At 66.5% G+C, this 25,975-nt stretch carries 25 protein-coding genes; 13 read left to right on the plus strand and 12 right to left on the minus strand.

Features of this window, described 5'->3' with window-relative positions; all coding sequences use genetic code 11:
* The first annotated feature begins 139 nt into the window (after positions 1-139).
* Positions 140-631 (plus strand): HTH domain-containing protein, encoded by a 492-nt coding sequence (locus AUR65_RS00605; protein WP_058565879.1) that lies wholly within the window; start codon positions 140-142, stop codon positions 629-631.
* 39 nt (positions 632-670) lie between these two features.
* Here the strand turns inward: AUR65_RS00605 and AUR65_RS00610 are convergent, their stop codons facing one another.
* On the minus strand, positions 671-1,150 hold the full coding sequence (locus AUR65_RS00610; protein WP_058565880.1) for a hypothetical protein: 480 nt from the start codon (positions 1,148-1,150) through the stop codon (positions 671-673).
* A gap of 248 nt (positions 1,151-1,398) precedes the next feature.
* On the opposite strand from AUR65_RS00610, the gene AUR65_RS00615 reads away from it, so the two are divergent.
* The 3 genes from AUR65_RS00615 (at position 1,399) to AUR65_RS00625 (ending at position 4,385) form a co-directional block, all read left to right on the plus strand.
* On the plus strand, positions 1,399-3,321 hold the full coding sequence (locus AUR65_RS00615; protein WP_058565881.1) for a beta-CASP ribonuclease aCPSF1: 1,923 nt from the start codon (positions 1,399-1,401) through the stop codon (positions 3,319-3,321).
* 112 nt (positions 3,322-3,433) lie between these two features.
* Positions 3,434-3,817, plus strand: coding sequence for a methylglyoxal synthase (locus AUR65_RS00620; protein ID WP_004972550.1), 384 nt, complete (start codon positions 3,434-3,436; stop codon positions 3,815-3,817).
* 136 nt (positions 3,818-3,953) lie between these two features.
* Complete coding sequence (locus AUR65_RS00625) at positions 3,954-4,385, plus strand: DUF7332 family protein (RefSeq protein ID WP_058565882.1); 432 nt, start codon at positions 3,954-3,956, stop codon at positions 4,383-4,385.
* On the opposite strand, the gene AUR65_RS00630 is transcribed toward AUR65_RS00625, so the two are convergent.
* Positions 4,386-5,192, minus strand: a complete 807-nt coding sequence (locus tag AUR65_RS00630; protein WP_058565883.1) for an endonuclease III domain-containing protein — start codon at positions 5,190-5,192, stop codon at positions 4,386-4,388. It abuts the gene before it with no gap.
* A gap of 69 nt (positions 5,193-5,261) precedes the next feature.
* Positions 5,262-5,687 carry a DUF371 domain-containing protein gene (locus tag AUR65_RS00635; protein ID WP_058565884.1) on the minus strand — a complete coding sequence of 142 codons (426 nt, stop codon included), beginning with the start codon at positions 5,685-5,687 and terminating at the stop codon, positions 5,262-5,264.
* 299 nt (positions 5,688-5,986) lie between these two features.
* Here AUR65_RS00635 and AUR65_RS00640 point away from each other — a divergent pair, with 299 nt between their 5' ends.
* From AUR65_RS00640 to AUR65_RS00650, 3 genes are all read left to right on the plus strand, one after another.
* Positions 5,987-6,910 carry a coiled-coil protein gene (locus AUR65_RS00640; RefSeq protein ID WP_004972546.1) on the plus strand — a complete coding sequence of 308 codons (924 nt, stop codon included), beginning with the start codon at positions 5,987-5,989 and terminating at the stop codon, positions 6,908-6,910.
* A gap of 90 nt (positions 6,911-7,000) precedes the next feature.
* On the plus strand, positions 7,001-8,002 hold the full coding sequence (gene sppA, locus AUR65_RS00645) for a signal peptide peptidase SppA (protein ID WP_058565885.1): 1,002 nt from the start codon (positions 7,001-7,003) through the stop codon (positions 8,000-8,002).
* Between the two features lie 43 nt (positions 8,003-8,045).
* The gene (locus AUR65_RS00650; RefSeq protein ID WP_058565886.1) at positions 8,046-9,182 is read left to right on the plus strand and encodes a DUF373 family protein; all 1,137 of its coding nucleotides are present in this window, start codon (positions 8,046-8,048) and stop codon (positions 9,180-9,182) included.
* Between the two features lie 37 nt (positions 9,183-9,219).
* Here AUR65_RS00650 and AUR65_RS00655 read toward each other — a convergent pair whose 3' ends face one another.
* Positions 9,220-9,411, minus strand: coding sequence for a DUF7333 family protein (locus tag AUR65_RS00655; protein ID WP_004971131.1), 192 nt, complete (start codon positions 9,409-9,411; stop codon positions 9,220-9,222).
* Positions 9,412-9,500: 89 nt separating this feature from the next.
* Entirely contained in the window at positions 9,501-10,283 is a 783-nt protein-coding gene (locus AUR65_RS00660) for an aldo/keto reductase (protein WP_058565887.1), read from the minus strand.
* Positions 10,284-10,519: 236 nt separating this feature from the next.
* Between AUR65_RS00660 and AUR65_RS00665 the strand changes: the two genes are divergently transcribed.
* On the plus strand, positions 10,520-10,717 hold the full coding sequence (locus AUR65_RS00665; protein WP_013035477.1) for a hypothetical protein: 198 nt from the start codon (positions 10,520-10,522) through the stop codon (positions 10,715-10,717).
* 102 nt (positions 10,718-10,819) lie between these two features.
* Positions 10,820-11,530, plus strand: a complete 711-nt coding sequence (locus tag AUR65_RS00670) for a DUF6517 family protein (protein ID WP_058565888.1) — start codon at positions 10,820-10,822, stop codon at positions 11,528-11,530.
* Between the two features lie 36 nt (positions 11,531-11,566).
* Here the strand turns inward: AUR65_RS00670 and AUR65_RS00675 are convergent, their stop codons facing one another.
* Both AUR65_RS00675 and AUR65_RS00680 read right to left on the minus strand, forming a co-directional pair.
* On the minus strand, positions 11,567-12,430 hold the full coding sequence (locus AUR65_RS00675; RefSeq protein ID WP_058565889.1) for a 2-oxoacid:ferredoxin oxidoreductase subunit beta: 864 nt from the start codon (positions 12,428-12,430) through the stop codon (positions 11,567-11,569).
* Positions 12,427-14,187 carry a 2-oxoacid:acceptor oxidoreductase subunit alpha gene (locus AUR65_RS00680; RefSeq protein WP_008573371.1) on the minus strand — a complete coding sequence of 587 codons (1,761 nt, stop codon included), beginning with the start codon at positions 14,185-14,187 and terminating at the stop codon, positions 12,427-12,429. The genes AUR65_RS00675 and AUR65_RS00680 overlap by 4 nt, the downstream gene beginning before the upstream one ends.
* Before the next feature lie 306 nt (positions 14,188-14,493).
* Between AUR65_RS00680 and AUR65_RS00685 the strand changes: the two genes are divergently transcribed.
* Positions 14,494-15,138, plus strand: a complete 645-nt coding sequence (locus tag AUR65_RS00685; protein ID WP_058565890.1) for an FAD-dependent oxidoreductase — start codon at positions 14,494-14,496, stop codon at positions 15,136-15,138.
* A gap of 60 nt (positions 15,139-15,198) precedes the next feature.
* On the opposite strand, the gene AUR65_RS00690 is transcribed toward AUR65_RS00685, so the two are convergent.
* The 3 genes from AUR65_RS00690 to AUR65_RS00700 are packed head-to-tail and all read right to left on the minus strand — an operon-like array spanning position 15,199 to position 18,741.
* Entirely contained in the window at positions 15,199-16,020 is an 822-nt protein-coding gene (locus tag AUR65_RS00690) for an ABC transporter permease (RefSeq protein ID WP_058565891.1), read from the minus strand.
* Entirely contained in the window at positions 16,017-16,823 is an 807-nt protein-coding gene (locus AUR65_RS00695) for an ABC transporter ATP-binding protein (RefSeq protein ID WP_058565892.1), read from the minus strand. The genes AUR65_RS00690 and AUR65_RS00695 overlap by 4 nt, the downstream gene beginning before the upstream one ends.
* Entirely contained in the window at positions 16,816-18,741 is a 1,926-nt protein-coding gene (locus AUR65_RS00700) for a NosD domain-containing protein (protein ID WP_058565893.1), read from the minus strand. Before AUR65_RS00700 ends, AUR65_RS00695 begins: the two co-directional genes overlap by 8 nt.
* A gap of 222 nt (positions 18,742-18,963) precedes the next feature.
* On the opposite strand from AUR65_RS00700, the gene AUR65_RS00705 reads away from it, so the two are divergent.
* Together AUR65_RS00705 and acs are read left to right on the plus strand one after the other, a co-directional pair.
* Positions 18,964-20,664, plus strand: coding sequence for an acyl-CoA mutase large subunit family protein (locus AUR65_RS00705; protein ID WP_058565894.1), 1,701 nt, complete (start codon positions 18,964-18,966; stop codon positions 20,662-20,664).
* A gap of 186 nt (positions 20,665-20,850) precedes the next feature.
* The gene (gene acs / locus AUR65_RS00710; RefSeq protein ID WP_058565895.1) at positions 20,851-22,839 is read left to right on the plus strand and encodes an acetate--CoA ligase; all 1,989 of its coding nucleotides are present in this window, start codon (positions 20,851-20,853) and stop codon (positions 22,837-22,839) included.
* 35 nt (positions 22,840-22,874) lie between these two features.
* Here acs and AUR65_RS00715 read toward each other — a convergent pair whose 3' ends face one another.
* Positions 22,875-23,120, minus strand: coding sequence for a hypothetical protein (locus tag AUR65_RS00715; RefSeq protein WP_058565896.1), 246 nt, complete (start codon positions 23,118-23,120; stop codon positions 22,875-22,877).
* A 176-nt stretch (positions 23,121-23,296) separates the two neighbouring features.
* On the opposite strand from AUR65_RS00715, the gene AUR65_RS00720 reads away from it, so the two are divergent.
* On the plus strand, positions 23,297-24,919 hold the full coding sequence (locus AUR65_RS00720) for a long-chain-fatty-acid--CoA ligase (RefSeq protein WP_058565897.1): 1,623 nt from the start codon (positions 23,297-23,299) through the stop codon (positions 24,917-24,919).
* Positions 24,920-25,003: 84 nt separating this feature from the next.
* Here AUR65_RS00720 and AUR65_RS00725 read toward each other — a convergent pair whose 3' ends face one another.
* Complete coding sequence (locus AUR65_RS00725) at positions 25,004-25,567, minus strand: hypothetical protein (RefSeq protein ID WP_058565898.1); 564 nt, start codon at positions 25,565-25,567, stop codon at positions 25,004-25,006.
* Between the last annotated feature and the right edge of the window lie 408 nt (positions 25,568-25,975).

Genomic DNA, 25,975 nt, shown 5'->3' on the forward strand with positions numbered 1-25,975 from the left:
CCTTAAACGCCCCGAAGGTGCCGGCGTGCCGGCACGCCGTGCGGACCGTCTCCGGCCGACGACGTTCGGCGGGTCCGGCGGACGCATAGATACATATCGTCGGCTGCCCTACCTGTGCGTGGTGGTTGGCGTGTTAGCAATGGACACAATTGTGAGCGGCGAGCGGCCGACTTCTCGGGAGGAGACGGTCCGAATCGAACTGTGGGTTCCGAGCGGGCGGCGCGCGGAGTTCACACCGGTCATCGAGCGACTGGACGACGCTGTCGAGCGCGGCCTCGTCTCGGAGTACACGGTCGAGACGTGGGACCGGTTCGTGGACCTCTCTGGGAAGTTGAGCCCGCGCGAGCGCCGCGCCCGCGACCGACTCGCGTCGTACGCGCGGTGGGCGGCGGCGCGCGGCGACCGACTGACGGGGTTGGGCGACCCCGGAGTGCGCGGCGTCGGACGGATGGGCCCGGAGCGGCTGACGCGGCGGACCCCGCGGGCGGTCATGGCGGAGTACGAGAACGGCATTCTCGAGCACGTGACCGCGTGCGAGGAGTGCGTCGGCGCGTTCCGCGGACGGCTCCGCGAACTCGGTTCGGCGACCGAGTCCGAGCGGTCGTCGGAGCGCGTCCGAATCGAGTGGTAAAACACGACTCGACCTTTTTCACGCGACACCGCCCGGTGGTCAGCGCCGGCTGTCGAACGGGGAATCCCCTTCGCGCCACGACCACCCCGGCAGTCGCGTCTGAAAGCCCGCGGCGAGCGCGGCGTCGAGGTCGTCGCGGCCGGCGGGACCGTCGGTGTGGACGGCCACGTCCGCGAAGTGGAACGTCGCCTGCGCGAGGAGTCGGAGCGGCTCGCCGCCGGCGATGGTCGCCGCAAGTTCGCGGCCGAGCACCTCGTCCACGACGAACCCCGGATAGTCGTCCTGCACGTCTAACTGCTTGAGGATGCGCACGTACGCCGCGACGTTGACGCCGACCTCCCCGTCGGCGAACACCGCGTCAACTGCGTCGAGGTAGGTCGCCTCGTCGACCTCGCCGACGCGGGTGTCGAACTGCTCGCCGAGTCGCCGTCGCGTCTCGTTGATGAGCGGGACGACCACGTCCGCGCGGTCTCGGACCCAGTCGTGCTCCGCCGAGACAGCCGCCGGTGTGAGTTCCATGGTCGTCGGTCGACCCCGAGACGCTTCGGCTTTGCGAAGGGTTTTATACTGGCGACATGGTACTGTCGGGTAAGCGGGTTTTCCCTGCCTCTTCCCGCAGTCGAGATACCACCGTATTCAGTTCACTATGCTCTCTCCGCAGTTGGCCGAGACTGGCACTCGTACACGTGGACCGTCTCGTGTCGACGCTCCTGAGGTAGGGGTTCCCGAGACCTGCCGGCGCAGGACCGGACGGGTCGCTCGTAACTATGAGCTCCGTAGATAAACAACTCGAGAATTTGAAGGCAGAGATTACGAACGAACTCCCCCGCGACATCTCGGTTTCCGACGTCAAGTACGAGGGTCCCGAACTCGTCGTCTACACGCGCGACCCGAAGAAGTTCGCTCAGAACGGCGACCTTATCCGGAAACTCGCGAGTAAGCTCCGAAAGCGAATCACGGTTCGCCCGGACCCGGACGTGCTGTCCGACCCCCGAGAGGCCGAACCCAAGATTCTGAGCGTCATCCCCGAAGAGGCCGGCGTCACCGACCTCGACTTTCATATCGACACCGGGGAAGTCGTCATCGAGGCCGAGAAACCGGGCATGGTCATCGGCCGCCACGGCTCGACGCTCCGCGAAATCACACAGAAAGTCGGCTGGACGCCCGAAGTCGTCCGCACCCCGCCCATCGAGTCCTCGACGGTCTCGAACGTCCGCAACTTCCTGAAGCAGGAACGCGAGGACCGCCGCCGCATTCTCGAACGGACCGGTCGGCAGATTCACCGCGAACAGCTCTCGGACGACGAGTGGGTCCGCATCACGACCCTCGGCTGCTGCCGCGAGGTCGGCCGCGCGTCTTTCATCGTCTCGACGCCCGAGACCCGAATCCTCGTCGACTGCGGCGACAAGCCCGGCTCCGACGACGTGCCGTATCTGCAGGTCCCCGAGGCGCTCGGGTCGGGCGCGAACTCGCTCGACGCCGTCGTCCTCACCCACGCTCACCTCGACCACTCGGCGCTCATCCCGCTTCTGTTCAAGTACGGCTACGACGGACCCATCTACACGACTGAGCCGACCCGCGACCTCATGGGTCTGCTCACGCTCGACTACCTCGACGTCGCCTCGAAGGAAGGCCGCACCCCGCCGTACGAGTCCGAGATGGTCCGCGAGGCCATCAAGCACACCATCCCGCTGGAGTACGGCGACGTGACCGACATCGCGCCCGACGTGAAGCTCACCTTCCACAACGCGGGCCACATCCTCGGCTCCGCCGTCTCGCACTTCCACATCGGCGACGGCCTCTACAACGTCGCGTTCTCCGGCGACATCCACTACGAGGACACCCGCCTGTTCAACGGCGCAGTCAACGACTTCCCGCGCGTCGAGACGCTCGTCCTCGAATCGACCTACGGCGGTCGCAACGACTACCAGACCGACCAGCAGGACTCCGAAAAGCGCCTCATCGAGGTCATCAACGAGACGTACGACCGCGGCGGCAAGGTCGTCATCCCGGCGTTCGCCGTCGGTCGCTCCCAGGAGATTATGCTCGTCCTCGAAGAGGCGATGCGCTCGGGCAAGATTCCGAGGATGCCCGTCCACCTCGACGGGATGATCTGGGAGGCGACGGCCATCCACACGACCTACCCCGAGTACCTCCGCGACGACCTCCGCGACCGCATCTTCCACGAGGACGAAAACCCGTTCCTCGCCGAGGAGTTCAACCACATCGACGGCGGCGAAGAGGAGCGCCAGGACGTCGCCGACGGCGACCAAGCCATCATTCTCTCGACCTCCGGGATGGTCACCGGCGGCCCCATCATGTCGTGGCTCCGCCACGTCGGCCCCGACCCGAAGTCCCGACTGGTCTTCGTCGGTTACCAGGCGCAGGGGACGCTCGGTCGCCGCATCCAGAACGGCTGGGACGAGATTCCGGTCAACGGCCGCGACGGCATGGGCCGGTCGGACACGCTGAAGCTCAAGATGGACGTCGAGACGGTCGACGGCTTCTCCGGTCACGCCGACCGGCAGGGCCTCGAGAACTTCGTCAAGACGATGAACCCGCGCCCGGAGAAGGTGCTGTGCGTCCACGGTGACGAGCGCTCCGTGCAGGACCTCTCGTCGGCGCTCTACCACGACTACAACATGCGGACGTTCGCGCCGAAGAACCTCGAGACGTTCCGCTTCAAGTAACGACTCGCAGTCACGGCGACCCTCACCGGCGCGCCAACCGCCGCCGCGCGACGATTTCTCACGGACGGCGTCCGGGCGAAGATTAATCACGACGCTCGAACGAGTGTTTGCCATGCGTCTCGCACTTATTGCGCACGACGAGAAGAAGCCGGACCTCATCTCGTTCGCCGAGGAGCGGCAGGCCGACCTCGAACGCTTCGAACTCATGGCGACGGGGACGACGGGTCAGCGACTCATCGACGCCACGGGCCTCGACATCGAGCGCAAGCAGTCCGGGCCGCTCGGCGGCGACATGCAGATCGGCGCGGAGATCGCCAGCGAGACCTGCGACGGCGTCATCTTCCTCCGCGACCCGCTGACCGCCCAGCCCCACGAACCGGACATCACCGCCCTGCTCCGCATCTGTGACGTTCACCAGACGCCGCTGGCGACAAACCTCGCCAGCGCGGACGCCGTCCTCGACGAACTCATCCGACAGCTCGACGGCGAGGAGTAACCGCTGGGACCAGACCGCGTTGGGACCGAACCGTGCCGGGACCCGCGCGCTCACTCCCTCGTGTCGCTTCGAGATACGGTATCACCCCTGAGAATCGCGGCGTATCCTTAATTAGCAGCGCGCCGGAGGCGACGGTATGAACGCCGCGACCCGCGCGTCCCTGACGCTCGCCGTGATTCTCACCGTCGCGACCGCCCCGGTCGCCGCCGCGACCGGCCCGACATCGCCGTGTTTCCCCGGCGAGGGCCACCAGTTCGACATCGGCGGCGAGGGCGCGGCCATCGACCTCGTCGTCTTCCTCTCGATGTTCGAGAACCTCGGCGGCGAGGGCGGCTTCGGGATGGAAGCCGGCGGCTCCGTCGGCAACGACTCCATCGTCCAACTCCGGGCGGGGGTCGCCTTCGACGGCGTCGGCCCCGCATCGGCGTTCCTCTCGAACCCCTTCTCGCGGTTCAGCGTCGTCTACGACTACTCGATGAACCTCCCGATGTTCGCCGACTCGGGCGTCGAATCGAACTACGAGGACGACGGCTCGCCGGTGAGCGGGCTCGAAACGAAGTCCTGTTAGTCAGTCGTCCGCGGCCGCGGGGTCGGTGACCGACTGCGCCGCCGCGTCGACGCCGACCATGTCGCACACGTCGGCCATCGGGCACGCCTCGGGGCCGTCGAGACACGCGGGCTTTCGCGCCTTGCAGAACTCGCGGCCGAACTGAATCATCGCGGTGTGGCCGAAGCCGCATTTCTCGTCGGGGATGTCGCGTTCGAGCGCCGCCCGAACGCCTTCGTGGTCGGCGTCTGCGGGCGCGAGACCGATTCGCCGAGCGATGCGGTGGACGTGCGTATCGACGGGGAAGACGCCGCCGCGCCCGCCCGCGAAAAGGAGGACGCAGTCGGCGGTCTTCGGGCCGACGCCCTTCATCTCCAAGAGGCGGTCGCGGACCGTCGCGGGCGCTTCCTCGCGGACGTAGCGGTCGAAGTCGGCCTCGCTCCCGAAGTCGGCCAGCACGTCCTCCGCGACGCCTTGGATGAGCTTCGACTTCTGGTTGTAGAGCCCGCCGGAGCGGATGGCGTCGACGATGCCCTCGCGGTCGGCCGCCGCCAGCGACTCGGCGAGGTCGCCGCCGCCGTACTGCGCCATGAGTTCGTCGTGGGCCGGCTGGCTCGCCTTGTCGCTCGTGTTCTGGCTCAGGATGGTTCGGACGAGACACTCGAAGCCGCCCTGCCCGCCGTAGGCCTTCCGCCAGTAGCGCTCGCCGAGGCGGTCCACGACGACCTCGGCGCGCGTCGCGGTCTCGGGGTCGGCGGGGTCGAACGCCGACTCTCGGCCGCCGCCGCTCGCGCCGCCGCTGATGTTCTCGGAGGGTTCTTCGGCCATGGCCGGAGGTTACGACCGCGCGGTAAAAAGCGCATTCCGTCGGTCGACCGGCTCGCCGCCCGCGCGGGACTACTCGACTTCGATGGTGACCGTCAGTTCCGCGCCGTCGGCGAGCGCCGAGACGAGGTCGCGGTCGAAGCCCGCAGCGGCGTGGGCCGCGCCGACCGCGCCCGTCCGGTCGTCCACGTAGTCGCTCGTGCGGAAGACGACGCTGCGGTCGCCCTCGAAGGTGAGGTCCGGGTGTCCGCGTGCGCGAACGGTCTGCTCGTGGGCGTCGTCGCCCGCGTCCACGCGGACGTGCACGTCGATAGTCGCGTCGTGGGACTGGCAGGCCTCGACGAACGCCGGGTCGAAGTCGGCGGGCGTGCGGTCGGCCTCGACGCCGATGATACAGTCGCCCGCGGGGGTGAGCCAGTCGTCTGTCGTCACCTCGAACGTGCTCGCGTGTTCGGCGCGCACGTGTTCGTGGCCGCGTGCGCGGATGACCTCTCTCATGACGTGGCATCCGACCCGACTCGGTTTAGCCCCCTCGATTCGCATCCCATTTATATACGACCATGGCAACGACTAACATAGCGAATACGGTCGATACGAGCGGTGTGGTAACTGTTTTCACCCGAATTTCCACCGAAGTATTTATTAACTGGTCGCCTGTATGTGTATGTACCTGAGCGCCTCCGGCGTTCCGGCGGCATCGCACGCAGAATGATCGGGAATTCTTATCCACGGTCGGTCGCACTCCCACGAGCAGCCGCCACGCACGGAGTGGTGATGGTATCGAGGATTGATTACGCATGGTAACGAAGCAGGAAGTACTTAGCGAGTTCGACGTGCAGGAACTCGACGAGGCACGAAACATCGATCTCCCAGACGAAAAGCTCGAGAGCGGCTCGAAAGGCGAACTCATCAAACTCGCCGGTCAACTCCGTGACCGCCGCAATGAACTAAACCAGATGGCTTCTGAGCGCGCATCCAAGCGCGACGACCTCAACGCGATGACTCGCGAGAAGGTCGACGAAGCCCAGAAGCACCGCGAGAAGCGCGACGAAATGAACTCGCAGGTGCAGGAACACAAGCAGAGCCGCAACGAGCTCAACGCGAAGGCCAACGAGCTCTTCGACGAGGTCGACGAGATGAAAAGCGACCTCGAGCTCGACGACGGCAAGGACATCGACGAGCTCAAAGAGGAGATCGAGCAACTCGAGTTCCGCCAGCAGACCGAAGTCCTCTCGACAGAAGACGAGCGCGAGCTCATCGAGAAGATCGAGAACAAGCGCGAAGAACTTCGCCAAAAAAAGGACAAGGTCGAAGAGAGCGGTGACCTCGAAGAACTCATCGAAGAGGCAGAAGAGGTCCGCTCCGAGGCGTCCCAGCACCACCAGAAGGTGACCGAGCTGGCCGACGACGCCCAGGAACACCACAACCAGATGATCGAGGCCTACCGCGAGGCCGACGACATCCGCGACAAGGCCGACGAGATGCACGAGCTCTTCGTCGAAGCCCAGGAAGCGGCCGACCGTCACCACGAGGACTTCGTCCGCGTCCAGAAGCGCCTCCGCGAGCTGGACAAGAAGGAAGAGCGCCAGCGCAAGGACTCCCGCGCCGAGGAGCGCGAAGCCGCCAAGGCCGAGGCCGAGGAAATCTACCAGAAGTTCAAGGAAGGCGAGACCCTCGAGACCGAGGACCTGATGAAGCTCCAGAAGTCCGGTCTGCTCTAAACTTCGGTCACTTTCTCTCTCTTCGTCGCGCTTGCGACGTATCATTTTTATCCCGTTCGAAGCCCCAGCGACAGCCATGAGTGATTCACCGTGACCGACAGCTTCACGCGCGTCTCCCGGTTGGCTATCGTGGTCGTCTTCGCCGTCGTCGCGGCGGCGGTCGGCTGGATTCTGTTCTACCGCGTCCCCGACACCCTCGCGGACCTCGCGGGACTCCTCTTGGTCATCGGGACCGTCGTCGCCGCGCTCCGCGTCGGCGGCAGGCTCGCCGCCTCGGCGTTCCCCGACTACGACGTGGCCGAAGTCGCCGTCGAGGGGCCGATTTCCCGCAACGGCGGCGGTGGCCCGGTTCCGGGTCGTGGTAGTGGGACGCCCGCCGACGACATCGTCGAACAGATCGACGCCGCGGCCGACGACGAGAACGTCGACGCGCTCCTCGTCAAACTGAACACGCCCGGCGGCGAGGTCCTGCCGAGCGACGACATCCGCCGGGCCGCCGCCGACTTCGACGGGCCGACGGTCGCCTACGCCACGGACACCTGCGCGTCGGGCGGCTACTGGATCGCCAGCGGCTGTGACGAACTGTGGTCCCACGACGTGAGCGTCGTCGGCTCCATCGGCGTCATCGGCTCGTCGGTCAACGCCTCGGAGCTGGCCGACAAGGTCGGCCTCTCCTACGAGCGGTTCGCCGCGGGGAAGTACAAGGACGCGGGGATGGCCCTCAAAGAGCCGACCGAGGACGAACGCGAGTACCTCCAGGGCCTCATCGACGACTACTACGACGACTTCGTCGAGCGCGTCGCCGAGGGCCGCGACATGGACCCGCAGGTCGTCCGCGACACGGAAGCCCGCGTCTATCTCGGCGAGGAGGCCCACGAACTCGGGCTGGTCGACTCGCTGGGCACCCGCGACGACGTGGAAGCCCGGCTCGCCGAACTCCTCGGCCGCGACGAGGTCTCGGTGCGAGAGTTCACCCCCGAGGTCGGTCTCACCGACCGGCTCCGCGGCGGCGTCGAGGGGGCGGCGTACGCCTTCGGCGCGGGGGTCGCCTCGTCGGTCGAACCGGACGACGGCTTCTCGTTTCGGTTCTGACGACTGGGAGGCTTTTTAGCCCGCGCCCCCGTTCGTCTTCCACGTGACAACGCTCGTCCTCTGTGTCGACCGGGCGAACGACATCGGCCGCAAGACCGGGCTCTCGACGCCCGTCGTCGGCTGGGAAGCGGTCCGGTCGCTCGTCACCGACGTGGGGCTCGCCGACCCCGAGGATTCGAGCGTCAACTGCCTTCTCGCGGCGTTGCAGACGACGCGCGAACTCAGAGACGAGCGCGAGGATGCCGAAATCGCGGTCGTCTCGGGCACGAGCGACAGCGCCGTCGGGGCAGACCGCGCCGTCGCGCGACAGCTCGACGACCTCGTCGAGCGGTACGACGTCGAGTCCGCGGTGGTCGTCATCGACAGCGCGGAAGACGAGCGACTCGTCCCCGTCGTCGAGAGCAGGCTCCGGGTCGACGCGGTCGACCGCGTGGTCGTCCGGCAGGCCCACGACATCGAGTCCACGTACTACCTGCTCAAGCAGTTCCTCGGGGACGAGGAGCTTCGCTCGACGATACTCGTCCCGCTCGGCGTCGGCCTGCTTCTCGTCCCGCTGCTTCTCGTCCAGTTCACGCCCGCAGTCGCGATGGCGGGTCTCGCCGCCCTGATGGGTGCGGTGCTCCTCTACAAGGGGCTGGCCATCGACGAGTTCCTCTCGGACGCCCCGGACCAGATTCGCGACGCGCTCTACTCCGGGCAGGTGTCGGTCGTCACCTACGCGGTCGCCGCGGGGCTGGCAATCGTCGGGCTGTTCCTCGGCGCGCTCGCTATCCGGTCGCCCGGCGTCGGCGGGGGCGAGGAGGTGCTCGTCCCGTCGCTCCTGTTCGCCTACCACAGCGTCCCGTGGCTGGCGCTCGCCGCGCTGACCGCCAGCGCGGGGCGTCTCTTAGACGAACTCATCGGGAGCGAGCGCGTCTCCACGTCGTACATGAATCTCCCGTTCGGCGTCGTCGCCATCGGGCTCGTCGTCCGCGGCTTCGCCGGCTTCCTCCTCGAACGACAGGGCGAGTTGGCGAACCTCGAACTGCTCGGGCGGCTCGTGCTCACGCCGGTCCAGCGGCTGGCGATGTTCATCGTCGCCGGCATCGTCGTCAGCGTCGTGGGCGTCCGCATCTCGGCGAGCGTCTCGGACGAGACGCTGGAGGACGTGGTGGACAAGCCGCGAGAAAACGAGGGCTGAGGCCTTCCGTTCCGCTTTTTCGCTTCGTTCTACGCCGTCAGTTCGACGCTCGGTACTCGCCGTGTTTGACGCCGATGGCGAGGCAGACGGCCCCGAAGACGAGCATGGCCGGCGTCACCATCATCAGGACCGTACTCGTGGCCATCACGCCCATCCCGACGAGGGCCGCGGTTCCGACGACGACGAGCGCGACGAGCAACGCGACTGTCTTGGGGAGGTCGAACTCCATGAGATTCTGTCGGGACTCGTTCGACAAATCCGTTGCGGCTCCGCCCCGCGAATCGAGAGGCGAACCGGAAAAAACGCGGGTTCAGTCGCTTACCAGGGCGCGAAGCCGGGGTCGACGCGGCGGTCTTCGACGTCGATGGCGTCGATGGCGGCCACGTCCTCGTCGTCGAGTTCGACCGCGAGCGACTCCCAGTTGTCGCGGATGTGGCCCTCGCTCGTCGCCTTCGGAATCGCGGTGACGCCCTTCTCGCGGAGCCACGCCAGAGACACCTGCGCCTCGCTCGCGTCGTGTTTCTCTGCGATGTCGGACAGCACGTCGACCTCGAAGACCTTCCCGCGGGCGAGCGGCGAGTACGCGACGACTTCGATGTCCTCCTCGGCGCAGACCTCGCGGAGTTCCTCCTGCTGGAGGAGCGGGTGCATCTCGATTTGGTTGGCGAAGACGCCGGAGTCGGACAGTTCGACGGCCTCGCGGACCTGTTCGGGCTCGAAGTTGGAGATGCCGACGCGCTCGGTCAGCCCCCGGTCGACGAGTTCGTCGAAGGCCGCGAGCGTCTCTTCGGCGTCGTACTCGCGGGACGGCCAGTGGACGTACAGGAGATCGACGTAGTCAACGCCGAGCTTTTCGAGGCTCTCTTCGGTGCTCTCGATGACGTCGTCGTAAGAGAGCTCGTCGATCCACACCTTCGTCGCGAGGAACACCTCGTCGCGGTCGACGTCGGCGGCGGCGATTCCCGCGCCGACCTCCGCCTCGTTCCCGTACGCTTGGGCGGTGTCGATGTGGCGGTAGCCCATCTCCAGCGCCGTCTGCACCGCGTTGCGACACTCGTCGGCGTTCGTGTTCTGCCACGTCCCGAGTCCGAGCATCGGCATCCCGTTCGCTCGTGGTGCGTCGTCTGCTGAAGTGGGGTTCTCCGTCATGGGTGAGTGGTGGGCCGCGAGTTGAAAAGACGTTCCGGAAGGGCGGGCGAATTTCCGGCTTTCGAGGCCTGAGAAAGTGTCACACGGTGTCTCAGGTGTTCGCTCTCTGCTGTCGCCCGACGCCGCTCGACGTTTGGCGGCGGATAGTTTATGTGCTATGTGGTAGCATATCTGACTGGTGGTCAGGAATGTCGTCCGCATCAGAGCCGTTGACAGAAGAGAACACGAACGCGTTCGCGCACCGCATCGCGGGTGACTCCCTCGTCTACGAGTGCCCGAACTGCGAGTTCGGCGAGGTGTTGGTGACGGAACTCATCGAGTCCGACGACGCGCGGTGTCTCGATTGCGGGACGCGCTACCGGCTCAACATCGAGACGGTGGCGTAGCGAGCGCGTCGGCGGGACCCGGCGACGGTCCGACTCGGTCGGTCACTCAGCGCTTTTTCGCGGCGGCGAGACTGTCATGGTCTCTGCGCGCCTCTAGAGTGCATGCCTCAACTACGCACAGCCCTCGCGCTCGCGCTCGTCGTCGCCCTCGCCGGTTGCCTCGGCGGGCTCGGCGGTTCGACCACGTTCGCGGCCCAGCCCGCGACGATTCCCGCGTCGGCCTACGAGGCACACGGCTACGTCCACGGCAACAGCACCGTCGTCCCGCTTTCGTACGACGTGGGCGTCGGGCCCGCCTCTCGCTCCGTCGGCGCGGAGGTCTGGGTGTCCGGGTACTCGAAGACGACCGACGACGACGATATCACGGCCCTCGTGGTCGTTTCGTCGCCGAACGCCGAGGTCGCCGGGCAGTCGGTCAACCCGCTTTCGAACCTCGGCAACCGCGAACTCGTCGCGGCCGGTCTCGACGTGCTGGCCGACGCGCAGGCGCTCGGCAACGTCCCCGAGGTCAACGGCGTCCGCGAGGTCGGCACGCGGAACGTGACGATGCTCGGCTCGGAGACGGAACTCGTCACCTACGCGGGCACGGTCGAGGTCGAAGCCGGCGAGACCGCCGTCGACGGCGAGACGGTCGCCTACGAGGGCGGGACGGTCGAGGTGAGACTCCACCTCGCGACGGTCGAACACGACGGGGACGTGGTGGTCGTCCTCGCGGTCCACGGGGCCGACGTGGACGAGACCGAGGCGGTCGCGGCGCTCGCGGGCGCTGTCGAGCATCCGGGGACGGTCGAAAGAACGGTCGAAGTTCGGTGAGCGGTCGGCGCGGCGTCGAACGCGAGTTCGGCGGTGTTAGTAGAACTCGCGGACGAGGTCCATCGCGTCGTCGGGCGCGCCCGACGGGATGTCAGACATGTCCTGGTCGACGCCGAACTTCTCCTCGTAGGAGACGGAGCTTTCGTCTTTGTAGATGACGCCCTCGTACTCCTTCGACGAGTCGAGAATCTTCTCTTTGGCCGCGTCGTAGTCGGTCGGGTCGTGGTCGGTGTCGGCGAGGTCCACGAGGTTGTCGCGGAAGTAGTCGTAGGTGTCCACGTCGTTGAACGTGACACAGGGACTGAACACGTTCACGAAGCCGAAGCCGTCGTGTTCGATGGCTTCCTGAACGATTTCCGCGTGGCGCTTGTGGTCCGTCGCGAACGACTGCGCGATGAACGTGCCGCCGGCCGCGAGCGACAGCGCGAGCGGGTTGACCGGGGGCTGCTGCGGACCCTCGGGGGTCGTCGAGGTCTCGAAGTCCTCTCGCGAGGTCGGCGAGGCCTGCCCCTTCGTGAGACCGTAGATGCGGTTGTCCATGACGGTGTACGCCATGTCCACGTTGCGGCGGACGGCGTGGATGAAGTGGCCCGCACCGATGGAGTAGCCGTCACCGTCGCCGCCGGCGGCGACGACGGTCAGGTCGGGGTTCGCCAGCTTGACGCCGGCGGCGACCGGGAGCGAGCGCCCGTGGACGCCGTGGATGGCGTACGAGTGCATGTACGTCCCGATTTTGCCGGAACAGCCGATACCGGCGACCATGAACGTGTTGTCGGGGTCGGTGCCGGAGTTGGCGAGGGCTTTCATGATGCCGTTCATCGTCCCGAAGTCCCCACAGCCGGGACACCAGGTCGGTTGTTTGTCTGACTTGAAGTCGGTGAAACGGACGTTTGAGCTCATGCTGAGACCTCCTCTGCGTCGAGGGTGGCTTTGATTTCGTCTGCGAGTTCGTCCGCCTTGAAGCGGACGCCGTCGTATTTGTTAATGCGCTTGACACGGGTCAATGTGTCGTGCTCGACGACGTTGGCGAACTGCCCCGTCGCGTTACACTCGACGACGATGACCTCGTCGGCCGCCTCGATTTCCTCGGTGAGGTCCGGACGCGGGAACATGTACGGGACCGACAGGAAGCGCACGTCGATGCCGTCCTCTTCGAGGAAGTCGAGCGCCTCGACGAGCGCGCCCTCGTTGGAGCCCCACGAGAGGATGAGCGTGTCCGAGTCGGCGTCACCGAACTCGCGCGGCGAGAAGTCCTCGGTCTCCTTTGCGGTCTCGACCTTCCGGTCGCGCTTGTCGACCTGCTCGACGCGCATCGACCGGTCTTCGGTCCGCCGACCGAGTTCGTCGTGTTCGAGACCCGTCGACATGTGCGCGCCCTGTTCCGTACCGGGGAACGCGCGCGGGCTGACGCCGTCGTCGGTGAGCGCGTGCGGCTGGAAGCGACCTTCCTCGTCGAGCCACTCGTCGATGGAGTCGTCGTCGACGACCTTGCCGCGGTCGATTTCGACTTCGTCCATGTCGAACGTCTCGGGGGAGAACGTCTGTTCCGTGACCGCCATCGCGAGGTCGGCCGCGACGTACACCGGAACCTGGTACTTCTCGGCGAAGTTGAACGCTTCGACGGTCTTCCAGAAGCACTCGTCGATGCTCGTCGGCGCGACGACGAAGCGCGGAATCTCGCCGTGGCCGCCGTACAGCATCATGTTGAGGTCGCCCTGTTCCTGCTTGGTCGGCATCCCAGTCGAGGGACCCGAGCGCATCACGTCGACGATGACGAGCGGCGTCTCGGAGGTCGCGACGAGACCGAACGTCTCGGTCATCAGGTCGATACCCGGCCCGGACGTCGCGGTCATCGACCGCGCGCCGGCGCGTGCCGCACCGAGCGCGAGGTTGATGGCTGCGAGTTCGTCTTCCGCTTGCACGACGTGACCGCCGTAGCGTTCGATGCGGCCGGTGAGGTACTCCATCACGTCAGTCGCGGGCGTGATGGGGTAGCCGGCGTAGAAGCGACAGCCGGCGGCGATGGCGCCCATGCCGATGGCCTGGTCGCCGTTGATGAGCACGTAGTCCTCGTCGGTCGTCTCGAGGTCGTAGTCGAACTCGTGGTCGTACTCGTCGTGGACGTATTCGAGGCCCGCGCGAGCCGCCTTCTTGTTGTTCTCGACGATGGCCTCGCCCTTCCCGCCGAAGCGCTTCTGCAGCGCGCTGTCGAGGTTCTCGATGGGGAAGTCGGCGACGGCGCACGCCGCGCCGAGCGCGACGACGTTGCGCATGATAGCGCCGCCCGCCTCCTCGGCGAGCGCCTTGAGGGGGATGTCCAGCCCGACCATTCCCTCGGGGATTTCGACGTCCGCCATGGTGGAGCGGTCGCCGTCGTAGATGATGACGGAGCCCTCGTGCAGTTCGTCGAGGTTCTCGTCGATTGTTCGTTGTGTGAGCGCGATGAGCACGTCGAGTCGGTCGACGACGCTCTGCACGGGGTCGATGGCAGTCCGAACCTTGTACGCGGTGTATCCGCCCCGGATTCGCGAAGCGAAATCCTTAGAGGTGAACACGTGGCGTCCAGCCCGGGAGAGTGCCTGAGCGAAAATCTTCCCCGTGGAGTCTATGCCATCGCCAGCCTCGCCGCCGATGGCCCAGTTGAAGTCCGCAGGCATGCTGGGTGAAATCTACCCATAGCCGGGTCAAAAGCCTTCTGAAAATTGGTGTTAAACGATGGTACTGATAATAAATGAGAATTTGATAGATATGTTCTATAGCTCCCTAAAACGAACGAAGTACCCAACCAATATGCGAATTGAGGGGTTAGAATAGTTCAAACGTTCAGTTGTGGTGTGTTTTGCCCTCTCGTGGCAATTATCTCCGGTTCACACTATGTGCACACTCGGCACGGTTCACCCCGGTCTCCGGCGCGCGCGACCGGGAAGGCAAGGCCCTTGTGAGCCTGCGACCAACCCGGTCGCATGGACGCAATCGTCACTGTCGCCGCGGCCCGCGACGTCGGCCCCGGAACGGTCGCCATCGAGTTCGAGACGCCCGACGGCTTCGAAGCGGAGCCGGGCCAGTTCGTCAAGCTCTCCGCCGAGGTCGACGGCGAGTCGTACGCGCGGTTCTACACGCTCTCGTCGCCCGGCGTCGGCGACACCTTCGAGGTGACCGTCGGCATCGACCCCGAGGAAGCAGGGCCGTTCAGCCAGCACCTCGACTCGCTCGCGGCCGGCGACGACGTCGAGATTTCCGGGCCGTTCGGACAGAGCTACTACGACGGCGAGTCGCGCGTGGTCGTCCTCGCGGGCGGCCCCGGCGTCGGCCCCGCGGTCGGCATCGCCGAGGCCGCGGTCGCCGACGGCAACGAGGCCGCCGTGGTCTATCTCGACGACGCGCCCGCGCACGAAGACCGGCTCTCCGCGCTCCGCGACGACGGCGCGAGCGTCGTCGTCACCGGCGACGAATCCGACCTCGCAGACGCCGTCTCCGACGCCCTCACCGGCGACGAGGGCGAACAGGTCTTCGTCTACGGCTTCGCCGACTTCGTCGCCAGCGCGACTGACGCCGTCGAGGCCGCCGGCGGCGACGCCGACGCTGCGAAGGTCGAGAACTTCGGGTAACCGCTTCGAGCGCCCCGTTCGCCCCGTTCGCCCCGTTCGCCCGCCTAACACCGGACACCACTATTCTACCGGTCGCCACGCCGTCAGCACCGCGACCGCGAGCGCGACGACGACCCAGCCGACGAGCCCCGCGAGCGCCGCGGTCGGCGACCCTCCCCCGCCGGTCTCGACGGCGACGCCGAGGACGAGCGACCGAAACGCGCCGTTCGGACTCACCGCGAGCGCGAGCGGGACCGCGTCGATACCAAGGGTCTCCGAGGCCAGTCCGGCGACGGCGGCGGCGTCGACGCCGACGACGAAGGCGACGAGCAGGCCGACGGCGAGCGCGATTGCCTGTCGGGCGGTCCGCGCGGCGGCCGAGACGGCGAGCGCGACGGCCGCGACCGCGAGGGCGAACAGGACCGCGAGGACCGAAAAGCGGAGGAACGCGACCGGCGAGTCGGCGGCCTCGTTCAGCGCGAGGAACGTCGGGTCCGGCGGCGAGAGCACCGGGACGGTCGCCCCCGCGGCGAGGAGCGACCCGAAGACGACGAACACGAGCGCGAGTCCCCGGCCGAGGTAGACGCCGCCGACGTAGGCCGGTCGGGACACGTCGAAGGTGCGGAGCACGTCGAGTTCGCCCGATTTGCGGTCCGAGAGCACCGCCCGATAACAGAGCGCGACGGCGAGAAGCGGGACGAGCGCCTCCACGAACGGGACTAAATCCAGCACCAGCGGGACGTAGCCACCGCGCGCGCCGGAGCCCGCGGCCGCGACCGCGACGACCGTCAGCCCGAAGACGACCGAGAGCGCGACGACCGCGGGGGTCCTGACGACCGTCCGAAGTTCGCGCGCCGCGATGGCGAACACGTCGCCGAAGCCGTCGAGGTCGCTGCCGCTCATCTGCCCGTCACCTCCTCGGTCGCCACGAGGTCGCCGAAGGCGGTCTGGAGGTCGGTCGCGCCGACCGACTCGACCACCGCCCGCGGGTCGCCGTCGGCGACGAACCGCCCGCCGTCGAGGACGACTACCCGGTCGGCGGTCCGCTCCACGGGGCCGAGGTTGTGCGACGAGAGGACGACCGCGACGCCCGCGTCGGCGAGGGCGGAGACGATGCCGAACAGCCGTTCGACCATGCCGGGGTCGAGGCCGCTGGCAGGCTCGTCGAGGACGACCACGGCCGGGTCGCCGACGAGCGCCCGCCCGAGGCCGAGTAGGCGCGTCATCCCGCCGGAGAGCGCGTCAACCCGGCGGTCAGCGGCGTCGGCGAGGCCGACGCGCTCCAGCACGCCGGCCACGTCCACGTCCTCGTCCACGAACTGCGCGTAGAATTCGAGCGTGTCGGCCGCGGTGAACCCGGCGCGGAAGCCGGGTTGCTGGGGGAGATAGCCCACGCGGGCGCGCCCGCTCTCGGAGCCGACGGCGACGGTCCCCTCGTCGGGCGCGCGGACCCGCGCGAGAAACCGTAAGAGCGTGGACTTCCCCGAGCCGTTGGGGCCGACGAGCGCGACGATTTCGCCGGGCGCGACCGACAGCGAGACGCCGTCGAGGACGCGTACGTCGCCGAAGGCGTGGCTGAGGTCGGTCGCGGCGATAGCTGGTCCGTTCGAGGCGGGAACGGCGGCTTCGCCCGTCGATTCGTCGGAATCCGTCTCGGCGGTCGTCGCGGGTTCGGGGTTCGGCATCGTGGTGGGTTCGTCAGTCATCAGTCTCCTCCGTCGCGTTCAGGGCGGCGAGCGTCTCCGGTCGAACTGGCTCGGTCCGGGGCGCGGCGTCGACCACGCCGGACCCGCGGAGGCCGGACACCGCGTCGCGGGCGCGACGGAGCGCGCGCACCGCGGGCGACTCCGAGAGCGCGAGCGCGCCGGGTTCGCGGCCGAGTTCGGCGTCGACCACCCCGGAGGGCTGGTACGCCCGGTCGTAGACGCCGTCGCGATTCGCGTCTTCGAGCGGCAGGTCGCCCCAGTAGTTGCCCTCGCCGCCGACGGTCCACGTTCGCATCGGGCCGAGCGACGACTCGACGCGCACGTCGTTGCCGACGATGTCGTTTCGGACGACGACGTTCGTCGGGAACGTCGAACTCCCGCGGACGCCGACGCCGTTTCCGGCGACGACGTTTCCGACGTACACCTGCCGGTCGCCGCTCACGTCCATCCCGTAGTCGTTGCCGGCGAAGACGTTGTCAGCGACGTAGGTGTCGCTCCCGGCGGGCATGAACCCGAAGTCGGACTCGCGCACGTCGTTTCCGACCACGAGATTGCCGACGGGCCGCGTCATGAGGACGACGCCGATGCGGTCCCCGCGGACGACGTTGTCGGCGACGAGCGCGTCCGAGGTGTACATCTGGTGGACGCCGTAGCGGCCGTCTTCCATGTGGTTGTCGCGGATGACGCTCCCGTCGGCGCGGTGGGTGTAGACGCCGTCGCGGCCGCCGAGGAACGTCGAGTCCTGTACGACCGACCGCTCGCCGATGAGGACGACCCCCATGAAGCCGTCGGAGGGCTCGTCGGCCCCGCGGACCGTCACGCCGTCGATGACGCCGTCGGCGCTCTCGCGGGCGATGATACCGCTCGCGGGCGTATCGATTTCGACGCCGCGGACCGCCGACTCGTTCGCGCCGTCGAGGACGATACCGGCGTCGCCGCGGCCGTAGGCGAGTTCGACGCGGGTGTCCCAGTCGACGGACTCGTTGCTGGCGCGGACCCGGCGAGTCCCCACCTCGCCGACGCCGGAGACGGAGAGGTTCCCGACCGCGCTCTGGTCGGCGCGGAGGTGGACGACGCTCCCGTTTCCGTCGCCGACGAGTCGCGTGTCGCTTCCCGCACCGAGGAGCGTCACCGAGCGGTTCAGTTCGACAGCGTCGACCGAGTAGGTGCCCGCGGGGACGTAGACGGTCGTGTTCGCGGGGGCCGACGCGACGGCGGCTTCGACGGTCGGCGCGTCCTCGCCGACGACGGTCGAGACGGGCCTGTCGAACAGCGCATCACTCGCAACGGTGGTCTGGTTCGCCCACTCGTGGTGGGCGGCGACCGACGACTCGAAGGCGGCGAGGCGGGACGAAAGCGGGTCGCCGGCGCGGTCGCGGAGCGTCGCCCAATCGACGACCTCGCCGCCGTGGGCGTCCGCGAACGAGCGGGCCGCGTCGGCGTCGGAAAACGGGACGGCAATCGGGCCGGAGGGGACTCGCGCGCCGGAGTCCACGACGAACGACGCCTCGGACGCCTTCGTCCAGCCGGGGTTGCGGTTGTGTTCGGTTCGGAGGTAGCCGTCGTCGTCGAGGGTAGGCGAGACGGTCGCGTAGTCGGTGACGAACACCGCGAGCGGGTCGCCGAACTGGCGGGCGCTCTCGGCGGTGGACACGTCCGCAGCGGCCGTGGTCACGCCGTAGTAGCCGATGATGTAGCGGTACCGAGAGAAGTGGACCTGCGCGAGCGGGACCTCGAACCCCTCGACTTCGGCCGTGCGAACGTCGACGGAGGTCCCGCCGGTCTTGACCGTGTCGTCGAAGGGAACCGGCGAGACGGACCCGGAGGCGGGGACGACGAAGGAGACGCTGGCGAGGACGAAGACGAGCGCCGTCGCGGCGGCGACCCAGCGGGTCGTCTCGGGCGTGACGAGCGCCATCGGTCAGCGCCCGACTCCGACGGATGCGGGGACGACGGCGGACTGAGCCGCCGCGTCGGGATGCCCCGTGTCTGTCGCGCGGTCGTGCATGGCGAGGGCTAGGTGGGCCGGGGATGATATGCGCGATGGTCTGTGCGTCGAAGCCTCGCGGCCGGGGTCGAACCGACCGAGTGGCCGACTTCGACCCGAATCCTTAATCATCGTCCATACTGATTCACGTGCATGTACGACGAGGAGGATTTGGCGTCCATTCGCGAGGCGCGCGACGAGTGGGAATCGGAGACCCGCGACCCCTTCTTGGAGAAGGGCGGCGAGCGCAAAGACCGGTTCGCCACCGTCTCTAACCACGAGGTAGACGACCTCTACACGCCCGACGACGTGGCCGACCTCGACTACGAGTCGGACCTCGGCTTCCCCGGCGAGTCCCCGTACACGCGCGGGGTGTACCCCACGATGTACCGCGGGCGGACGTGGACCATGCGGCAGTTCGCCGGCTTCGGCACGGCGAGCGAGACCAACGAGCGCTTCCACTACCTCATCGAGAACGGCCAGACCGGGCTCTCGACGGCGTTCGACATGCCCTCGCTCATGGGCAAGGACTCCGACGACCCGCTTTCGGACGGCGAGGTCGGAAAGGAGGGCGTCGCGGTCGACACCCTCCGCGACATGGAGGTGCTGTTCGACGGCATCGACATCGGCGAGGTGACGACCTCCTTCACCATCAACCCCTCCGCGCCGGTCGTCTTCGCCATGTACGTCGCGCTCGCGGACAACCGCGGCGTCTCCCGCGACCGAATCGGCGGCACCTTCCAGAACGACATGCTCAAGGAGTTCATCGCGCAGAAGGAGTGGGTCATCCCGCCGGAACCGTCGCTCAAACTCGTCACCGACACGGTCGAGTTCGCCGCCGAGGAGACCCCGCGCATCCGGCCTATCTCGGTGTCGGGCTACCACATCCGCGAGGCCGGGTCGACGGCGGTACAGGAACTCGCCTTTACCCTCGCCGACGGTTTCGCCTACGTCGAAGACGCGGTGGACCGCGGCCTCGACGTGGACGAGTTCGCCCCCCAGCTGTCGTTTTTCTTCAACTCCCACAACTCCATCTTCGAGGAGGTGGCGAAGTTCCGCGCCGCCCGCCGCATCTACCACGACGTGATGTCGGAGTGGTACGACGCCGACGACGAGCGCTCGAAGCAGTTGAAGTTCCACACCCAGACCGCGGGACAGTCGCTGACGGCCCAACAGCCGCTCAACAACGTCGTCCGCGTGACGATTCAGGCGCTCGCGGGCGTCCTCGGCGGCACGCAGTCGCTCCACACGAACAGTTTCGACGAGGCGCTGGCGCTCCCCTCGGAGGAGGCCGTCACCGTCGCGCTCCGCACCCAGCAGATAATCGCCGAGGAGTCGGGCGCGGCCGACGTCATCGACCCTCTCGGCGGGAGCTTCTTCGTGGAGACGCTGACCGACGAAATCGAGGCCGAGGCGATGGCCTACATCGAGGAGATTCGGGAGATGGGCGACGGCTCCGTCCGCGACGGCGTCCTCGCCGGTATCGACGAGGGCTACTACCACCGCGAGATAGGCGAGGCGTCCTACGAGTACCAGTCTCGGGTCGAAGACGGCGAGGAGGTCGTCGTCGGCGTCAACAAGTACGACACCGACGACGACACCCGGCCCGACCTGCTCCACGTCGAAGACGAGGTGCAGGACCGACAGCTCGCGCGTCTCGAATCCGTCAAGGAAGACCGCGACGACGACGCGATCGAGGCCGCCCTCGACGACCTCCGCGAGACGGTCCGAAACGGCGGGAACGTCATGCCGGTGCTCGTCGACGCCGTCAAGGAGTACGTCACGATGGGCGAAATCATGGACGTGTTCGCCGAGGAGTACGGCACCTACCGCGAGACCATCGGCGTGATGTGAGTGGTCGCCGACGCGGTGACTCCGCCCGAAACGTCGGGGCTGACATGAAGTTTCGCTGACTGGTGTGTGCGACGGTGACACGCGTAACCGACCGACGTCACCGCGACTACCCGCGACGAGAGTCCCCGATCGGACTGCTTGACTACATAGATTTATCATGGAGGATTGGTGTAGTTAGCACGTACTATGGCAGACGGTGACACCGAACTGGAGGCACGGCTGGTCGAGCAAGAGGAGTTCGAACCCTCCGAGGAGTTCGTCGCGCAAGCGAACGTCTCCGACCCGGCCGTCTACGACGAGTTCGAGGAGAACTGGCCCGAGTGTTGGGAGCGGGCCGCCGAGATGCTCGACTGGGACGAAGAGTACGACGAGGTGCTGGACGACTCGAACCCGCCGTTCTATAAGTGGTTCACGGGTGGCAAACTCAACGTCTCGTACAACTGCGTGGACCGCCACGTCGAAAACGGGGACAAGAACCGCGTCGCCATCAAGTGGGAGGGTGAACACGGCGAGACGCGGACGTACACCTATCAGGACCTGTATCGCGAGGTGAACGAGTTCGCGGCGGCGCTGCGCGACCTCGGCGTCGAGGAGGACGACGTGGTCACGCTCTACATGCCGATGATTCCCGAACTGCCAATCGCCATGCTCGCGTGCGCCCGCATCGGCGCGCCGCACTCGGTCGTCTTCGGCGGCTTCTCCGCCGACGCGCTGGCGACGCGGATGAACTCCGCCGACTCCCGGTTCCTCGTCACCTGCGACGGTTACTACCGCCGCGGCGACCCCCTCGACCACCTCGACAAGGCCAACGAGGGCCTCGACGGCGTCGACCACGGCGTCGATGCCACGGTCGTCGTCGACCGCCTCGGCGACGACGGCTTCGGCCACGACCTGAAGGGTAACCAGCACGACTGGGACGACCTCCTCGACGAGCACGCGGGCGAGCGCATCGACCCCGTCGAGCGCGACGCCGAGGACATGCTGTTCCTGATGTACACCTCGGGTACGACGGGCCAGCCGAAGGGCGTCAAACACACCACCGGCGGCTACCTCGCGTACGCCGCGTGGACCTCTCACGCCGTCCTCGACATCGAGAAGGAAGACACCTACTGGTGTTCGGCCGACATCGGCTGGATTACGGGCCACTCCTACATCGTCTACGGCCCGATGGCGCTCGGGACGACGACGGTGATGTACGAGGGGACGCCCGACTTCCCGAACCGCGACCGCCTGTGGGATATCATCGAGAAGTACGCGGTCGATATCTTCTACACGGCCCCGACGGCGATTCGCGCGTTCATGAAGTGGGGTAGCCGATTCCCCGAACAGCACGACCTGTCGAGCCTCCGCCTGCTCGGCACCGTGGGCGAACCAATCAACCCGCGCGCGTGGAAGTGGTACTACAAGCACATCGGCAACGAGGAGTGTCCGGTCGTGGACACGTGGTGGCAGACCGAGACCGGCGGCATGATGATAACGACCTTACCGGGAATCAAGAAGATGAAACCCGGGTCCGCCGGGCCGCCGCTGCCGGGTATCGACGCCCAAATCGTCGACACGAGCGGGAAACGGGTCGACGCCGGACGGGCGGGCTACCTCACGGTGAACAAGCCGTGGCCCGGCATGCTCCGGACGCTCTACAAGAACGACGAGCGCTTCATCCAGGAGTACTGGCAGGAGTACTCCGACGTGGACAGTAACGACCCCGACGACTGGGTCTACTTCCCCGAGGACGGCGCGAAAATCGACGGCGACGACTACATCACCATCCTCGGACGGGTGGACGACGTCATCAACGTCTCCGGTCACCGCCTCGGGACGATGGAAATCGAGTCTGCCATCGTCGGCGTCGAGGGCGTCGCTGAGGCCGCCGTCGTCGGCGGGAACCACGAGGTGAAAGGCGAGGCCGTCTACGCCTACGTCATCACCGAGGAGGGACAGGACGAAGACGACGACATGCGAGCGCGCATCATCGAGGGCGTCGAGGACGCAATCGGCCCAATCGCTCGCCCCGAGATGGTCGTGTTCACGCCGGAACTGCCGAAGACGCGGTCTGGCAAGATTATGCGTCGGCTCCTCGAAGAAATCGCGAACGGCGAGGAACTCGGCGACACGACGACGCTTCGGAACCCCGAAATCGTCGAGTCGATTCAGCGGCAGGTCGAAAACGAGTAACTCCCGCTTCCGCCGCCGTCGGCCCGCTTCCGCTTTTATCGCGGATTCTCTTCCATCCACGCCGACAGCGACTGCTCGTCGCGGAAGTAGCGTCGCTCGCGGACGCCGTCTCGTTCGACCACGGCGAGGAGGTGCTTCTCGGAGAGCCGAATCTGCTCGCCGCTGTAGGTACACGGTTCGATTCGCTCGTCGCCCGGCCGCCACAGCCGATGGGGGACGACGCGGACGATGGTCTCGTCCCGCCCCGTCGGCGAGCGTCCGGTGTAGTCTGAAAGCGCCATACGCGCGGTACGAACTCCACGAATATGGTATTTTCCTGCATAGTTTGTGTAGTAATATAGTCTCTCGCGGCCCGAGTCGTGGGATATTGTCTCTCGGTGTGCGAATTGTTCTCAACGATGCGCGCCGCGGTATCAGCCCGCACATTTATTTTGAACGTTAGTGAAGGATACGGCGTATGAAGAAACCACTCCTGGTGACGGAGTTCCTCGACCGCGCGCGGCGGTACTACGGGGACGAGGAGGCGGTCGTGGCGACGACGGGTGAGCGCTTTACCTACGACGAACTCGGCGAGCGCGCCGACGGTTTCTCGGCGGCGCTCCAGTCCCGGGGCGTCGAGAAGGGCGACCGGGTCGCGGTGCTCGACCCCAACACGCACTACCACCTCGAAGCCGCCTACGGGTCGATGCAGTTGGGGGCCGTCCACATGCCGCTGAACTACCGGCTCGTCCCGGCCGACTTCGAGTACATGCTGAACGACGCGGACGTGACCGCCATCTACGCCGACTACGCCTTCGCCGAGAAGATAGACGAGGTCCGCGACGAGATTCCGACGGAGATTTTCGTCACGAACGACCCCGAGAGGGCCGCCGAATCGACCGACGGGGAGTGGCTCGACTTCGACGAACTGGTCGCGGAATCGACCGACTACGAGCGCCCCGAGATGGACGAAGACGACATCATCACTATCAACTACACGTCGGGGACGACCGGCGACCCGAAGGGCGTCTGCCGCACCCATCGCGCCGAGACGATTCACGCCTATCTCATCTCGATGCACCAGGACATCGCGGACGACGACGTGTATCTCTGGACGCTTCCGATGTTCCACGTCAACGGCTGGGGTCACATCTACGCGATTACCGGCCACGGCGCGAAACACGTCTGCACCCGCGGGGTGGAGGCGAAAGCCGTGTTGGACGCCATCCGCGACGAGGACGTGTCGTATCTCTGCGCCGCGCCGACGGTGCTGAACATCCTGATGAAACACTACCGCGAGGAGGGCGGCGTCGAGACGACAGGTGCGAGCCCCGTCCGGGCGGCGACCGCCGGTGCGGCCCCGCCGGAGGCGACGATTCGGACCGTCGAAGACAAGTTCGGCTGGCGGCTCATGCACGTCTACGGGGCCACCGAGACCGGCCCGCTCATCACGACCTCGGAGGCCGGACGCTACCTGAGTGACGGCGACGACCGCTTCGGCGTGAAGAAGAAACAGGGCATCGGCTACCTCGGCACCGACGTTCGCGTCGTCGACGAGGACGGAACCGACGTGCCGAGAGACGACCAAACCATCGGCGAAATCGTCGTCGCGGGCAACCAGGTGATGGAGAAGTACTGGAACAAACCCGAGGAGACTGAGGAGGCTTTCTCGGCGCGGTTGGAGGGCTACTACCACATGGGCGACCTCGCGGTCGTCGACGAGAACGGCTTCATCAGCATCCAGGACCGCAAGAAGGACATCATCATCTCCGGCGGCGAGAACATCTCCAGCATCGAACTGGAAGACACGCTGTTCGACCACGGCGAGGTCGCCGACGTGGCGGTCATCCCCGTTCCGTCCGATGAATGGGGCGAGTCGCCGAAGGCGTTCGTCGTGCCGACGAGCGGCGACCCCGACGCGCCGGGGGTCACCGCCGAGGCGCTCATCGAGTTCTGTCGGGAGCGCATCGCGACGTACAAGGTGCCGAAGGAAATCGAGTTCGTCGCCGAACTCCCGAAGACGGCGACCGGGAAGATTCAGAAGTACGAACTGCGCGAGCGGGAGTGGGAAGACGAAGGGCGGATGGTCGGGGAAGGATAGGAACGACCGCGTTAAGCCCGCGTTTCTGCGGGTAGCAGGGACTTAACCGCGGCTGAGGGGTCTCGTTTGGAGGGCGTGCGCGGTTCAGCGGTCGTCGCAGCCGCAGTCGAGGCCGAGTGAGGCCGGGTTGTTGTTGAACGCGTCGAGGGTGTCTTTGAGCTTCTCGCCGTCGACCATCTCGCGGTCGACTTTGACGTACCATCTCGTCTGCTTTCTACCGTTCTGCCATGATGAAGTGTGTCTGAGCCACTTACCGGCCATATTCTTGACTTGCTCGATGGTGTAGCCCTCGTAGTAGCCATACTTGATTTCCGCGCTGGTGCACCCCGATTCGAGCGTCCGAAGGTTGAGGACGGTGGCAATGTAGTGCTTCAGCATTATCTTCGCCTTGTCTCCCTTCGGCGGGTCGAGTAGAATCCCCCGCCAGTATTCGTTCGATCTCTCTTTACCCGCGATTGTCAGGTTTTCGTCGGGCCATGTTTCTGGGTGGTTCGCCCAGTAGCCGGGCGTCTTGGGACAATCGATAGTCGCGGCCACGGAGCCGGAAACCGCGGGGATACCGATACCGATGCCGAGCGCCGACATCGCACCGAGTCGGAGTACGGAGCGCCTTGTCGGTTTGAATCCGTCGTTCGTGTCGTCTGTCATAGTGGCTGCCACGTGTGTGGCTGAATCGTTATTTGCGCTTTGTCTGGTTAGTTATAAATCGGACATTCAGAAAGCGGGGAACTTAACGATGATTGTCGCCCGGTGGAATCCGCGTTGAAACTGCCGAATCCGGGGATATATATCTAGTATTCTGATAGTTGTGAACCGACTGTTCGACCCGCTCACGCGGCCGCCGACGTGGGGGAGAGCGGGGCGTCACGCTTCGCGACGAGACGAAGCGCGCGGCCGGCTCGTCGGCGGCGACGTCCGAACAGGTCGAACGGACGCGGCGGGCCAGTCCGACCCCGGCGTGTATTTTGTGTCGGTGACACGTCCCGCCACGCGGGGGACTCGTTTCGAGCGTCGGTTGGAACTCGTTCCCGACGAGAACCTTATATTATGGTGTAG

Source organism: Haloferax marisrubri (assembly GCF_001469875.2).
In the GTDB taxonomy this organism is placed as follows: domain Archaea; phylum Halobacteriota; class Halobacteria; order Halobacteriales; family Haloferacaceae; genus Haloferax; species Haloferax marisrubri.

What these genes read in the sequence shown, in the direction of transcription:
- AUR65_RS00725 (WP_058565898.1), bottom strand. Translation starts at nt 25,567, where the DNA reads ATGACAGACGACACGAACGACGGATTCAAACCGACAAGGCGCTCCGTA.
- AUR65_RS00605 (WP_058565879.1), top strand. Translation starts at nt 140, where the DNA reads ATGGACACAATTGTGAGCGGCGAGCGGCCGACTTCTCGGGAGGAGACG.
- AUR65_RS00615 (WP_058565881.1), top strand. Translation starts at nt 1,399, where the DNA reads ATGAGCTCCGTAGATAAACAACTCGAGAATTTGAAGGCAGAGATTACG.
- AUR65_RS00630 (WP_058565883.1), bottom strand. Translation starts at nt 5,192, where the DNA reads ATGGCCGAAGAACCCTCCGAGAACATCAGCGGCGGCGCGAGCGGCGGC.
- AUR65_RS00625 (WP_058565882.1), top strand. Translation starts at nt 3,954, where the DNA reads ATGAACGCCGCGACCCGCGCGTCCCTGACGCTCGCCGTGATTCTCACC.
- AUR65_RS00610 (WP_058565880.1), bottom strand. Translation starts at nt 1,150, where the DNA reads ATGGAACTCACACCGGCGGCTGTCTCGGCGGAGCACGACTGGGTCCGA.
- AUR65_RS00700 (WP_058565893.1), bottom strand. Translation starts at nt 18,741, where the DNA reads ATGGCGCTCGTCACGCCCGAGACGACCCGCTGGGTCGCCGCCGCGACG.
- AUR65_RS00720 (WP_058565897.1), top strand. Translation starts at nt 23,297, where the DNA reads ATGAAGAAACCACTCCTGGTGACGGAGTTCCTCGACCGCGCGCGGCGG.
- AUR65_RS00640 (WP_004972546.1), top strand. Translation starts at nt 5,987, where the DNA reads ATGGTAACGAAGCAGGAAGTACTTAGCGAGTTCGACGTGCAGGAACTC.
- AUR65_RS00665 (WP_013035477.1), top strand. Translation starts at nt 10,520, where the DNA reads ATGTCGTCCGCATCAGAGCCGTTGACAGAAGAGAACACGAACGCGTTC.
- AUR65_RS00655 (WP_004971131.1), bottom strand. Translation starts at nt 9,411, where the DNA reads ATGGAGTTCGACCTCCCCAAGACAGTCGCGTTGCTCGTCGCGCTCGTC.
- AUR65_RS00635 (WP_058565884.1), bottom strand. Translation starts at nt 5,687, where the DNA reads ATGAGAGAGGTCATCCGCGCACGCGGCCACGAACACGTGCGCGCCGAA.
- AUR65_RS00715 (WP_058565896.1), bottom strand. Translation starts at nt 23,120, where the DNA reads ATGGCGCTTTCAGACTACACCGGACGCTCGCCGACGGGGCGGGACGAG.
- AUR65_RS00670 (WP_058565888.1), top strand. Translation starts at nt 10,820, where the DNA reads ATGCCTCAACTACGCACAGCCCTCGCGCTCGCGCTCGTCGTCGCCCTC.
- AUR65_RS00675 (WP_058565889.1), bottom strand. Translation starts at nt 12,430, where the DNA reads ATGAGCTCAAACGTCCGTTTCACCGACTTCAAGTCAGACAAACAACCG.
- AUR65_RS00705 (WP_058565894.1), top strand. Translation starts at nt 18,964, where the DNA reads ATGTACGACGAGGAGGATTTGGCGTCCATTCGCGAGGCGCGCGACGAG.
- AUR65_RS00695 (WP_058565892.1), bottom strand. Translation starts at nt 16,823, where the DNA reads ATGACTGACGAACCCACCACGATGCCGAACCCCGAACCCGCGACGACC.
- AUR65_RS00690 (WP_058565891.1), bottom strand. Translation starts at nt 16,020, where the DNA reads ATGAGCGGCAGCGACCTCGACGGCTTCGGCGACGTGTTCGCCATCGCG.
- AUR65_RS00620 (WP_004972550.1), top strand. Translation starts at nt 3,434, where the DNA reads ATGCGTCTCGCACTTATTGCGCACGACGAGAAGAAGCCGGACCTCATC.
- AUR65_RS00685 (WP_058565890.1), top strand. Translation starts at nt 14,494, where the DNA reads ATGGACGCAATCGTCACTGTCGCCGCGGCCCGCGACGTCGGCCCCGGA.
- AUR65_RS00680 (WP_008573371.1), bottom strand. Translation starts at nt 14,187, where the DNA reads ATGCCTGCGGACTTCAACTGGGCCATCGGCGGCGAGGCTGGCGATGGC.
- AUR65_RS00660 (WP_058565887.1), bottom strand. Translation starts at nt 10,283, where the DNA reads ATGCCGATGCTCGGACTCGGGACGTGGCAGAACACGAACGCCGACGAG.
- acs (WP_058565895.1), top strand. Translation starts at nt 20,851, where the DNA reads ATGGCAGACGGTGACACCGAACTGGAGGCACGGCTGGTCGAGCAAGAG.